The sequence below is a fragment of the Pseudomonas libanensis genome (assembly GCF_001439685.1).
GTDB classification, from domain to species: domain Bacteria; phylum Pseudomonadota; class Gammaproteobacteria; order Pseudomonadales; family Pseudomonadaceae; genus Aquipseudomonas; species Aquipseudomonas libanensis.
Genome location: NZ_JYLH01000018.1, coordinates 1 through 12396 on the forward strand (window position 1 = coordinate 1; position 12396 = coordinate 12396).

General features: G+C 62.0%; 11 protein-coding genes and 1 riboswitch. Of the genes, 4 read left to right on the top strand and 7 right to left on the bottom strand.

Translation table 11 applies throughout. From position 1 onward, the window contains the following. Positions 1-363: 363 nt before the first annotated feature. From TU73_RS23595 to TU73_RS23610, 4 genes are all read right to left on the bottom strand, one after another. Positions 364-1128 carry an ABC transporter ATP-binding protein gene (locus TU73_RS23595; protein WP_057014233.1) on the bottom strand — a complete coding sequence of 255 codons (765 nt, stop codon included), beginning with the start codon at positions 1126-1128 and terminating at the stop codon, positions 364-366. After that, complete coding sequence (locus TU73_RS23600; RefSeq protein WP_057014234.1) at positions 1125-2129, bottom strand: FecCD family ABC transporter permease; 1005 nt, start codon at positions 2127-2129, stop codon at positions 1125-1127. Before TU73_RS23600 ends, TU73_RS23595 begins: the two co-directional genes overlap by 4 nt. After that, a complete protein-coding gene (locus TU73_RS23605; protein WP_057014235.1) occupies positions 2126-3136 on the bottom strand; it encodes an ABC transporter substrate-binding protein in 1011 nt (336 codons plus the stop codon). The genes TU73_RS23600 and TU73_RS23605 overlap by 4 nt, the downstream gene beginning before the upstream one ends. Positions 3137-3240: 104 nt before the next feature. Continuing rightward, positions 3241-3434: riboswitch (cobalamin riboswitch) on the bottom strand. A 37-nt stretch (positions 3435-3471) separates the two neighbouring features. Beyond that, the gene (locus TU73_RS23610) at positions 3472-4401 is read right to left on the bottom strand and encodes a DNA/RNA non-specific endonuclease (RefSeq protein ID WP_057014236.1); all 930 of its coding nucleotides are present in this window, start codon (positions 4399-4401) and stop codon (positions 3472-3474) included. 136 nt (positions 4402-4537) lie between these two features. Here TU73_RS23610 and TU73_RS23615 point away from each other — a divergent pair, with 136 nt between their 5' ends. Together TU73_RS23615 and TU73_RS23620 are read left to right on the top strand one after the other, a co-directional pair. After that, positions 4538-5599, top strand: coding sequence for a M4 family metallopeptidase (locus TU73_RS23615; protein ID WP_057014237.1), 1062 nt, complete (start codon positions 4538-4540; stop codon positions 5597-5599). Between the two features lie 28 nt (positions 5600-5627). Further along, positions 5628-5933, top strand: coding sequence for a protealysin inhibitor emfourin (locus tag TU73_RS23620; protein ID WP_057014238.1), 306 nt, complete (start codon positions 5628-5630; stop codon positions 5931-5933). A gap of 47 nt (positions 5934-5980) precedes the next feature. On the opposite strand, the gene TU73_RS23625 is transcribed toward TU73_RS23620, so the two are convergent. Beyond that, positions 5981-7372: an aldehyde dehydrogenase family protein gene (locus tag TU73_RS23625; protein WP_057014239.1), complete on the bottom strand. Its 1392-nt coding sequence runs from the start codon at positions 7370-7372 to the stop codon at positions 5981-5983. 103 nt (positions 7373-7475) lie between these two features. Here TU73_RS23625 and ptrR point away from each other — a divergent pair, with 103 nt between their 5' ends. Further along, positions 7476-8348: a putrescine utilization regulator PtrR gene (gene ptrR / locus TU73_RS23630; RefSeq protein WP_057014240.1), complete on the top strand. Its 873-nt coding sequence runs from the start codon at positions 7476-7478 to the stop codon at positions 8346-8348. Between the two features lie 104 nt (positions 8349-8452). Here ptrR and TU73_RS23635 read toward each other — a convergent pair whose 3' ends face one another. Then, positions 8453-8662, bottom strand: coding sequence for a hypothetical protein (locus tag TU73_RS23635; RefSeq protein ID WP_005789784.1), 210 nt, complete (start codon positions 8660-8662; stop codon positions 8453-8455). Between the two features lie 98 nt (positions 8663-8760). After that, positions 8761-9957: an amino acid aminotransferase gene (locus TU73_RS23640; protein WP_057014241.1), complete on the bottom strand. Its 1197-nt coding sequence runs from the start codon at positions 9955-9957 to the stop codon at positions 8761-8763. Positions 9958-10300: 343 nt separating this feature from the next. Between TU73_RS23640 and uvrB the strand changes: the two genes are divergently transcribed. Beyond that, positions 10301-12316, top strand: a complete 2016-nt coding sequence (uvrB, locus tag TU73_RS23645; RefSeq protein WP_057014242.1) for an excinuclease ABC subunit UvrB — start codon at positions 10301-10303, stop codon at positions 12314-12316. Positions 12317-12396: the final 80 nt, after the last annotated feature.

Here is a 12396-nt window from a genome sequence, read left to right on the forward strand (position 1 = left end):
GGTTACTTTGGGGCTCTTTTCCAAAGTGACCCGCTGTCAGAGCGGAACCCTAAGTGGCCGTTACCGCAGGAATGGATATGTACCCGGTATAGCTGTGTCGCCTGTCAGGCCGCCTTCGCGAGCAAGCCCGCTCCCACAGTTTGATTGCGGGGTGTCAGGTAGATTGGCATCGGCTGGCAGGCCGTCATCGCAGGCAAGCCAGCTCCCACATTTGGATCGCGGTGCGTCAGCTAGATCAGCGTCGGCTGTCAGTCCGTCACGGGAGCAAGCTCCCTCGCCACAGATTTAGCCTCGTGCCGAAGTTGTGTAGATACCTATGCTCATCGGGGGTAAGCCCCCTCCCACATTTTTGTCCCAGGTGTGTCAGGTAGGGCGCAGGCGCAGGATTTGCGCGCCGTCGAACGGGTCCGTGAGGTAATGCCCCTGCACCCCGAAGGTCTCTTGCAGGCGCTCTGGCGTCAGCACTTCCAATGGCGTGCCCAGCGCCACCAATCGCCCGCGATCCAGCACGGCCAGGCGATCACAGGTCAGCGCCTGGTTCAGGTCATGCAGGGCAATCAAGGTGGTCACTGGCAAGCCCTGCACACCTTTCAAGATCGCCAGTTGATGCTGGATATCCAGGTGATTGGTCGGCTCATCCAGCAACAGAATCCGCGGTCGTTGCGCCAGGGCGCGGGCGATGTGCACGCGTTGGCGTTCGCCGCCGGAGAGGCTGTGCCAGGCGCGGTGGCCCAGGTGGGTGGCATCCACGTCATGCAGGGCCTGGCGGACGATGGCGTCGTCTTCGCTAGACCACGGGCTCAGCGCCGACAGCCATGGCGTGCGGCCCAGGGCCACGGCGTCGAACACGCGGATGGCATCGTCGGTGTCGGCCTGCTGTTCCACCACCGCCAGCTGTTGCGCGATGGCGCGGCGCGACAAATCACCCAGGCACTTGGCGCCCAGGCGTACTTCACCACTGGCGGGAATGCGTAAACCGGCGAGCAACTTGAGCAGGGTGGATTTGCCCGAGCCGTTCGGCCCGACGATACCGAGGGTTTCCCCTTGCTGCACGTCCAGGTGAATATCGCGCAGCAACTCAGCGTCACGCACCTTGAAACCCAGGCCGGTGCAACTGAGCACGCTCATCGCGCGTTCCTGCGGCCAATCAGGATCAGAGCAAACACCGGTGCACCCACCAACGCCGTGACCACACCTACGGGAATCACCTGGCCCTTGATCAAGGTGCGCGAGAGCACATCGGCCGCAATCAAGAACAACGCGCCGCCAAGAGCGCTCGCCGGCAGCAACCGCGAATGCCCGGTGCCCAGCAACAGGCGCACCGCATGGGGAATCACCAGGCCAACAAAGCCGATGGAGCCGACGATGGACACCATCACCGCCGTCACCAAGGCGGCGCAGGCCACCAGCACAAATTGCACGCGGCGCACCGGGATGCCAAGGGAGGCCGCCGAGTCGCTGCCGAAGGTAAAGGCATCCAATGCGCGACGATGCCACAGGCACACCGCCAGCCCAACGATCGCCACCGGCACCGCCAGCCACACCGACGGCCAGCGCACGCCGCTGAGGTTGCCCAGCAGCCAGAACATAATGCCGCGAGCCTGTTCGGAACTGGCCGACTTGGTGATCAGGAACGCGGTCAAGGCATTGAACAATTGCGAGCCGGCGATGCCCGCGAGGATGATCTGCCCGGTGCCGTTGGACGAGCCACTGGCCCGCGCCAGCAGGATCACCAGCGCAAACGCTGCCATCGCCCCCACAAACGCCCCCGCCGACAGCGACACCAGCCCGCCGCCCACCCCAATCAAAGCGACGAGAACCGCGCCGGTCGACGCGCCGGCACTGATGCCGAGCAAGTAAGGATCAGCCAGCGGGTTACGCAGCAACGATTGCAGGATCACGCCACAGGTCGCCAACCCCGCACCGCAGGCAGCGGCCACCAGGGCGCGGGTCAGGCGATAGTTCCACACCACGCCTTCATCGATGGGGTCCAGCACGAAGCCTGCGGCCCACAGTTTGTTGGCGAGCACCTGGAGCACCACCTGTGGCGAGATGGCGGTTTCGCCGATGGCCACGCCGGCGAGCAGGGCGAGCAACAGCAATGTGAGGGCGAGCAGGGTCCGTATCATTGCGGCAGGTCGTAGCCGTCGATGGCGGCGGCCAGTTGTTCCAGGCCATCGAAGGTGCGCAGGCTGGCCTGCAGCGCCAGGGCATCGAGGATGATGATGCGGTGGTTTTTCACCGCGTCCATGTTGCGGGTCACCGGGTCGCTGCGCAGGAAGGCGAGTTTCTTCTCGTGGTCGTCGGCGGGGTAGCGGCGCCGATCCATGCGTGCGATCACCAGGAACGTCGGGTTGGCCTTGGCGATGGTTTCCCAGCCGACGGCGGGCCATTCTTCATCGGACTGCACCACATTGCGCAGGCCGAGGGTTTGCAGCATGAACTGCGGGATACCCTTATGCCCGGCCACGTAGGGATCGCTGGCCATTTCGGCGCTGGAGAACCACACCAGCGCGCTGGCTTGCTTCAAGCCTTTGCCTTGCGCGGTGGCGATGGACTTGGCCAGGCGCGCCTTGAGCGCATCGTTGAGCTGCTGGCCGCGATCCTGGATGTCGAAAATCTGCGCCAATTGGCGGATGCTTTTATAAATCGTGTCGATGCGAAACGGCTCCAACCGCGTGCCGTCGGCACCCACCAGGTTGTCCTTGCCTTCGCAGTCCGAGGGCAGCAGGTAGGTGGGGATCTGCAGCTCATGGAATTGCTCGCGGGTGCCGACCACGCCTTGGGGCCCCACCACCCATTCCAGCTCGGCGGCCACCAGTTGCGGGCGTTTGGCGATCACCGCTTCAAAGCTCGGCTCGTTGTTGGCCAGGCGCTCGACGGTGGCGTCCTGTGCCTTGTACTGCGCCAACACGTTATTGAACCACAGCGAAGTGCCAACCACTTTATCGCCCACGCCCAAGGCATAGAGCATCTCGGTGGCGGCCTGGCCGATGGTTACGCTGCGTGCAGGTGCGTGCTGGAAGGTCAGGGTGCTGCCGCAGTTTTCCAGGGTCAGCGGGTAATGGGTGGGCGTGGCCTGGGCCATTGCACAGGCACCCAAGCCTGCAATCAGGGCGGTAACGCGTGGCAGCATGGGGTGATCTCCGAGTGCAGCAGGGGCGGTACGGCTCGGAAATACAGCCTCGAACGCTGCCGATCAGGCAGGCAAGGATGTCCTTCCCGGACACCCCGCCGGTTAGTGGTTTTGCTGGGCCGGCAGGTCTCCTGACTGATGCGTCGTCGCCTCGCTCCCGCCTTCCCGGACAGGGTCCAGTGGCAGTGGGGAGCAGGCTCGGCACCTACAGTTGCGGGGGCAGTTTCGATTGACGCCGCAGGCGGCGTTTCGAATTCCCTATTAGTCCCATACGGGAACCGGCGGCGGTATGGTAGTCGATCAGGCGCAGGCGAAATAGCCCAACGCCCGTGCGGCTACAGGCGAATGTCTCCAGGCCCGCGGATCAGCGCCTCGATTCGCGTCCCCGTGGCACGCTCTTCATTGCTGAACCCGTCATAGTCAGCCAGGTTGGCGAAGCGGATGCCGGTCAGTTGCTCGATCTGGATCACGCTGCGCTGGTAGGTGCGAAGCTGGCCGAACACCAGGTCGAGCTGCCCCAGCTCACGGCTTTGGTCGATCATGTAGGCGCTGGCGGAGGGTTTGCCGTCGTCGCTGAGGTAAGCCACTACCTTCCAGAACGCCTTGGGGATTTTCACCCCGCGATAAAGTCGGTCGTCATCGGCGAATACCGGGCCGGTAAACACCGTGGCCCGGGCCTTCCAGCGCTGGGTGTTATCAAGAATGTAGTCTTCGAGTTCCAGCCAGGTCTTCTGGTTGAAGCCGCTCATTTGCGGCGAGCAGTTGGTGAAATGGAAGGTGTCGAAGTTGGCGGTGTTGGCCTCGTCGCCCCAGTTGGGGTCCTGGCGCCGCACCAGGTGGCCGCGGTCCAGGCCGTTGCCGGCGTAGAGGTCTTCACCTACCTGCGCATCCAGGGGCAGGCGACCATCGTAGGCCCAAGTGTCGTTGCTGCGCGTGATGTCCACATGCTTTGAGCCGTCGATATTCACCCCCACGTAGAGCGCCAGTCGTCGGGAACGCGACATGGTGATGGAGAAATGCGTGTAGTCCAGGCGCTTGGGTTGCACGTCGCCCGACAGTGGCTCGCCGACCGTGGGCCATGGCACCACGAAGTCGCTGAGGAAATCATGGGCATAGCCCGCGCGATTTTTGAGGTCCTTGGCCGCGGTGACGCGCGGTGTCGCGGTTCTGGCTTCCAGCAGGGTGGGGCTGAGCGCGACCAATGGACGCAGGTCGGCAAGCCTGGGGCGGTGGGAAAGGTCGATGTTGGCTGTGCGGGCGGGCATGGGCATGTTCCTTATGGGCCTCGGATAAACACCACTGAAACACAAACTCATGACAATTTGGTCCAAGTGGCGAACACAGGGCTATCCTGAAAACCGCTACCCGGACGTTCATCACACGCCAAAAAGGAGCCAGCTTATGTGTGTTCGCCAGTCACGCAACCCGATTTTCTGTCTGATCCCACCCTACATGCTCGACCAGATCGCCCGCCACGGGGACAAAGCCCAACGGGAAGTCGCATTACGCACTCGCGCCAAGGACAGCACGTTCCGCTCGTTGCGCATGGTCGCGGTACCCGCCAAGGGCCCAGCCCGCATGGCGTTGGCCATGGGCGCCGAGAAGCAGCGCTCGATCTACAGCGCCGAAAACACCGACAGCCTGCCTGGCAAACTGATCCGCGGCGAAGGGCAACCCGCCAGCGGCGATGCCGCGGTGGACGAAGCCTATGATGGCTTGGGCGCGACCTTCGACTTTTTTGACCAGGTGTTCGACCGCAATTCCATCGACGATGCCGGTATGGCCCTGGACGCCACGGTGCACTTCGGCCAGGACTATAACAACGCGTTCTGGAATTCGACCCAGATGGTCTTCGGCGACGGTGACCAGCAGTTATTCAATCGCTTCACCGTGGCGCTCGACGTGATTGGCCATGAGTTGGCCCATGGCGTTACCGAGGATGAGGCCAAGCTGATGTATTTCAATCAATCCGGTGCGCTGAACGAGTCGCTGTCCGACGTGTTCGGCTCATTGATCAAGCAGTATGCGTTGAAGCAATCCGCCGAGGAGGCTGATTGGCTGATTGGCAAAGGGCTGTTCACCAAAAAGATCAAGGGCACGGCCCTGCGCTCGATGAAGGCGCCAGGCACTGCGTTTGATGACAAACTGCTGGGCAAGGACCCGCAGCCGGGCCACATGGATGATTTTGTGCAGACATACGAGGACAATGGCGGGGTGCATATCAATTCCGGCATTCCCAACCACGCGTTTTATCAGGTGGCGACCAAGATTGGCGGGTTCGCCTGGGAGCGTGCGGGGCGCATCTGGTATGACGCACTGCGGGATGCGCGGCTGCGACCGAACTCGGGGTTCCTGCGTTTTGCGCGCATCACCTATGACGTGGCCGGACGGCTTTATGGCGCGAACAAGGATGAACAGAAAGCGGTCAAGGAGGGGTGGAAAGCCGTGGGCATCAATGTTTGACCAGCCGCTTGGGCGGCGAGGAACAGCCATGCGAATATCAATCAAGGAAAGCGGTGGGCCGGCGTTTTTTCCGGGGCTGGCCAAGCCGCGTACGGTAGAGCTGGAGAAGCTACCCGAACCGGACCAGCAGGAGTTGCGGCAACTGATCGAAGCTTCGGATTTTTTTCAGTTGCCACAAAGCACCATGCCCGAAGCCGGTAACCCAGGCCGAGTGCACTACACCCTGACAGTGGCGGAGGGCGAGCGCGAGCATACGGTCTGTGTGCTCGCGCCGGTAAAGTCGCAGGCGTTGGAAGGGTTGGTGCAGTGCGTGCGGCGGCACATCCGCAGTTGATGCAGGACTGGGGTTGCTGCGCAGCCAGCGCAGTCGCCCCTGTCTGGCTATTTGCGATCCAGCCACACTGTCTGCGCATTGCTGAACTCGCGTACGCCGAAGTGCGACAGCTCACGGCCGAACCCGCTTTTCTTCACGCCGCCAAACGCCACCCGAGGGTCTGACACGCTGAACGCGTTGACGAATATCCCGCCGGTTTCCAGTTGCTCGGCAATATCGCGGGCCTTGGCTGAGTCGGTGGTGAAGATGCTGGCGGTAAGGCCAAACTCGCTGTCATTGGCCAGGGCCACAGCATGCTCGGCATCGCGGGCGGTGATAATCGAGGCCACGGGGCCGAACAGTTCCTGCTTGAACGAGGTCATCTGGTCGGTGACGTCGGCCAGCACGGTCGGTTCGTAGTAATTGCCTGCGCCCGGGACTTTGTTGCCACCCAGCAAAAGGGTCGCGCCTTCTTCCAGGGTCGCCTGGACCTGGCCGTGCAGTTCGTCGCGCAGGTCGAAGCGAGCCATGGGGCCGATATAAGTGGCAGACGACGTTGGCTCGCCCATCACCAGGGCGCGGCTGGCTTCGACAAATTTGGTGGTGAAGGCTTCAACCACACCGGCTTCGATGATCAGGCGCTTTGCAGCGGCGCAGACTTGGCCGCTGTTCTGGAAGCGGCCGATCACGGCGGCTTGCACGGCGGCGTCGAGGTCGGCGTCGTTGAGCACGATAAACGGATCGGAGCCGCCCAGCTCCAGCACGCATTTCTTCAGCGCGGCCCCGGCCTGGGAACCGATGGCGATACCGGCGCGCACACTACCGGTGAGGGTCACGGCGGCGATGCGTGGGTCGGCGATGGCACTGGACACGCCGTCCTGTGTCACGTTGATCACTTCGAACACGCCTTCAGCGAAACCGGCGGTACGCAACGCTTGCTGGATCAGGTAGGCACTGCCCATGACGTTCGGTGCGTGTTTGAGCACGTAGGTGTTGCCGGCAAGCAAGGTCGGCACAGCGCCGCGCAGCACCTGCCAGACCGGGAAGTTCCACGGCATCACCGCGAGAATCGGGCCCAGGGGGCGGTATTCGATCCGGGCGCTGCCGTTGTCCACCAGGGTCGGCTCCGGAGCGAGCATGGCCGGGCCGTGGGCGGCGTACCATTCGCTGAGTTGGGCGCATTTTTCGATCTCGGCGCGGGCCTGGGCGATGGGCTTGCCCATTTCCAGGGTGATCATTTGCGCCATGGCTTCGGCTTGCTCGCGCAGGGCGGTGGCCAGGGCCAGCAGCAATTCTGCGCGTTGGCTGACCGGCTGGCGGCGCCAGGTACGGAACGCGCTGGCCGAACGGGTGAGGGCGGCGTCCAACTGTGCCGCGGTTTCATAGGCATAGCTGGCGACTGTTTCGCCGTTGGCGGGGTTGATCGACAAGGCGTGGGTCTGGTGGGTCATTGCGTTCATGGCACCGTCCGGCTGAATAAGTGGAAGGGGGCCAGCGTACGGGGCTGTATCTTTTCTGGAAACTGAATAATATTAAGCGATACGTTCACGATTGGAGAATGAGTTGGATCTGGTGCAGCTGGAAATCTTCAAGGCCGTTGCCGAGCAAGGCAGCATCAGCGCTGCCGCGCAGCTGATTCATCGGGTGCCGTCAAACCTCACCACGCGCATCAAGCAATTGGAACAGGATCTGGGCGTGGAGTTGTTTATCCGCGAGAAGAGCCGTTTGCGCCTGTCTCCGGCCGGTTGGAATTTCCTCGGTTATACGCGGCGTATTCTCGACCTGGTGCAACAGGCCCGCGCTACGGTGGCGGGGGAGGAGCCCCAAGGTGCATTTGCCCTGGGCTCCCTGGAAAGCACGGCGGCGGTGCGCATTCCCGCCTTGCTGGCGGCGTATAACCAGCAGTACACCAAGGTCGAGTTGGACCTGAGCACGGGACCGTCGGGCACCATGATTGAAGGCGTGTTGTCCGGGCGGCTGACTGCGGCTTTCGTTGACGGACCGGTGCTGCATTCCACCCTGGAAGGCCTGGCGGTGTTCGAAGAGGAGATGGTAGTGATTGCGCCGCTGCATCACGCGCCGATCACCCGTGGGCAGGATGTGAATGGCGAGAATATCTATACGTTTCGCTCCAACTGTTCGTACCGGCACCACTTCGAGCGCTGGTTCTCACAGGATGGCGCGATGCCGGGCAAGATCTTCGAGATCGAGTCCTACCACGGCATGCTTGCCTGCGTCAGCGCCGGGGCCGGGCTGGCGCTGATGCCGCGCAGCATGCTTGAGAGTATGCCGGGGTGTGCGGCGGTGAGTGTGTGGCCGTTGAGCGACAGATTCCGCATCCTCAATACCTGGCTGATCTGGCGGCGGGGCACTGTGTCACAAAGCTTGAACAGCTTTGTAAAACTGCTGGAAGAACGCAACCTGCCAGCACCGTAGATCAAATGTGGGAGCTGGCTTGCCTGCGATAGCATCAATGGTGTCTGCCTGATACACCGAGGTGCCGGTATCGCAGGCAAGCCAGCTCCCACAGGTGTCTTACATCAGCCGCCAAATTGCAGGGTGCCCATCGCCAGTTTGGCCATGATCGCCGTTGCACCCAACTGCACCAGCCACAAGGCCAGCCCACCCAGAAATACCCCCAGCGCCACTTGCAGCACCAGGCTCTTCTGGCGCTTGGCTTGCGGTGCGCGTGGGGCATAGTCGTGCAATTCGTCGCGGTCGGCGCGCAGGTCCAGGTCGTCGTTTCTCATAGGGCTCTCACAGCGAAGGGGCGGTCAAGGTTCAGTCTAGGGGCTGGACACAAAAAAGGGGAAGCCATGGCTTCCCCTTCTGTGCAACGCCAGCAGGTTTACAGCACCTGAACGATTGCTTGTGTGACCGCGCCAATGTTCGACTGGTTCAGCGCCGCCACACAGATGCGACCGGTATCCAGTGCGTAGATGCCAAACTCGGTGCGCAGGCGGGTGACTTGCGCAACGGTCAGGCCGGAGTAGGAGAACATCCCACGCTGGCGACCGACGAAGCTGAAATCATGATCTGGAGCTGCCTTGGCCAGCTCAGCCACCATCTGTTCGCGCATGCCGCGGATGCGCAGGCGCATTTCGGCCAGCTCGGCTTCCCACTGGGCGCGCAATTCAGGGTTGTTCAATACTGCGGCAACGATGGCTGCGCCGTGGGTGGGCGGGTTGGAGTAGTTGGTGCGGATCACACGCTTGACCTGGGACAGGATGCGCGCGCTTTCTTCCTTGGACTCGCTGACAATCGACAGCGCGCCTACGCGCTCGCCGTACAGGGAGAACGACTTGGAAAACGAGCTGGACACAAAGAAAGTCAGGCCCGATTCAGCGAACAGACGCACGGCAGCGGCGTCTTCGTGGATGCCATCGCCAAAGCCCTGATAGGCCATGTCGAGGAACGGCACCAGGTTCTTGGCCTTGACCACCTCCAGCACGTTTTGCCAGTCGGCCGGGCTGAGGTCGACGCCGGTCGGGTTATGGCAGCAGGCGTGCAGCACCACGATGGATTGCGGGGGCAAAGCGTTGAGGTCTTCGAGCAGGCCGGCACGGTTGACGTCGTGGGTGGCGGCGTCGTAGTAGCGGTAGGTCTGCACCGGGAAACCGGCTTTTTCAAACAATGCCTGGTGGTTTTCCCAGCTCGGGTCGCTGATGGCGACCACGGCATTGGGCAGCAATTGCTTGAGGAAGTCTGCGCCGATTTTCAGTGCACCCGTGCCACCGACGGCCTGGGCGGTAATCACACGGCCGGCGCTCAATAGCGGCGACTCAGCACCAAACAGCAGCTTTTGCACGGCCTGGTCGTAGGCCGCGATGCCGTCGATCGGCAAGTAGCCACGAGCGGCGTGTTGCGCCACACGAATGGCTTCCGCTTCGGCAACGGCACGCAAGAGTGGAATCTTCCCCTCCTCGTTGCAGTAAACGCCCACGCCAAGGTTGACCTTGGTGGTTCGTGTATCGGCGTTGAATGCTTCGTTGAGGCCCAGGATTGGATCGCGTGGTGCCATTTCGACAGCGGAGAACAGGCTCATTTTTGCGGCAGCTCTATGGGGGAAGGGAGGGACGTGTCGCGCTCCAGCCGAATGCACTAGAGCGGTGCACAAACGGGGAGCTAGTATAGAGGCCATCACGGCTGAGGGCGACAACGGAAACGGCTTTTCGGCGATGTTTTTCGGTTTATTTGTTGACCGTTAGTCTTATTGCAACATTGAAGGGAAAGGTCTTGTAGGAGGATAGCCTTGAAACCCATCGCATTCGTCACCACTTCTACAGCTATCATGGTTTTTTCCTGCAACCTGCGATGATTAATCGCGGGTTGCTGAGCTATTTCGTCCCTGGCGGTGTTGAGTCTGGGGTGACTACACGAGGTACGTTATGTCGGATTTCCAGCTCGTCACCCGTTTTGAACCTGCCGGCGATCAGCCGGAAGCCATTCGCCAGATGGTCGAAGGCATCGAGGCCGGCCTGTCCCATCAGACGCTGCTCGGGGTGACCGGTTCAGGCAAGACCTTCAGCATCGCCAACGTGATCGCCCAGATCAACCGCCCGACCCTGGTACTGGCGCCGAACAAGACCCTGGCCGCGCAGCTGTATGGCGAGTTCAAGGCATTCTTCCCGAACAACGCGGTGGAGTACTTCGTTTCCTACTACGACTACTACCAGCCCGAAGCCTACGTGCCGTCCTCCGATACCTTTATCGAGAAAGATGCATCGATCAACGACCATATCGAACAGATGCGGCTGTCGGCGACCAAGGCCTTGCTGGAGCGCAAGGACGCGATCATCGTCACCACAGTGTCGTGCATCTACGGCCTGGGCAGCCCGGAAGCCTATCTGAAGATGGTGCTGCATGTTGACCGCGGCGACAAACTCGACCAGCGCGAACTGCTGCGGCGCCTGGCGAGCCTGCAGTACACCCGTAACGACATGGACTTCGCCCGCGCCACCTTCAGGGTGCGCGGCGATGTGATCGACATCTACCCGGCGGAATCCGACCTGGAAGCGATCCGCATCGAACTGTTCGATGATGAGGTCGAAAGCCTGTCGGCCTTCGACCCGTTGACCGGCGAAGTGATCCGTAAGTTGCCACGCTTCACTTTCTATCCGAAAAGCCACTACGTGACCCCTCGGGAAACCCTGATGGGCGCCATCGAGGGCATCAAGGCCGAGCTGGCCGAGCGCCTGGAATATCTGCGTTCCAACAATAAGCTGGTGGAAGCCCAGCGCCTGGAGCAGCGCACCCGCTTCGACCTGGAGATGATCCTGGAGCTGGGCTACTGCAACGGCATCGAGAACTACTCGCGCTACCTGTCGGGTCGTGACTCCGGGCAGGCGCCACCTACACTGTTCGATTACCTGCCGGACGACGCCCTGCTGGTGATCGACGAGTCCCACGTCAGCGTGCCGCAGGTCGGCGCGATGTATAAAGGCGACCGTTCGCGTAAAGAGACATTGGTGGAATACGGTTTTCGCCTGCCCTCGGCGTTGGATAACCGGCCGATGCGTTTTGACGAGTTTGAAAGTATCAGCCCGCAGACGATTTTCGTCTCGGCCACGCCGGGAAACTACGAAGCCGAGCACGCGGGGCGTGTCGTTGAGCAGTTGGTGCGACCGACGGGTCTGGTCGATCCGCAAATCGAAATCCGCCCGGCGCTGACCCAGGTCGACGACCTGCTCTCGGAGATCGGCAAGCGTGTGGCCCTGGGAGAGCGGGTATTGGTCACGACACTGACCAAGCGCATGTCTGAAGACTTGACCGACTACCTGGCCGACCACGGCGTGCGCGTGCGCTACCTGCACTCGGACATCGACACCGTGGAGCGCGTGGAAATCATCCGCGACCTGCGCCTGGGCACCTTCGATGTATTGGTGGGGATCAACCTGCTGCGCGAAGGCCTGGACATGCCGGAAGTGTCGCTGGTGGCGATTCTGGATGCGGACAAGGAGGGCTTCCTGCGCTCCGAGCGTTCGTTGATCCAAACCATCGGCCGAGCGGCGCGTAACCTCAATGGCCGGGCGATTCTATACGCGGACCGCATCACTGGCTCCATGGAGCGGGCGATTGGCGAAACCCAGCGGCGTCGCGACAAGCAGATCGCGTTCAACCTGGAAAACGGCATCATCCCCAAAGGCGTGTTCAAGGACGTTGCCGACATCATGGAAGGCGCCACCGTGCCCGGCTCGCGCAGCAAGAAGCGCAAGGGCATGGCCAAGGCCGCCGAGGAGAGCGCCAAGTACGAGAACGAACTGCGCTCACCGAGTGAGATCACCAAGCGGATTCGACAGCTGGAAGAGAAGATGTACCAGTTGGCGCGGGATCTGGAGTTTGAAGCGGCGGCGCAGACGCGCGATGAGATTGGCAAGTTGCGTGAGCGGTTGCTGACGGTCTGATTTGCGGTGGCTTTACTGGCCTCATCGGGGGCTTGCCCCCGATAGCCGCGCCGCGGTTTTCCAGAAATCCCCCAGGCTGT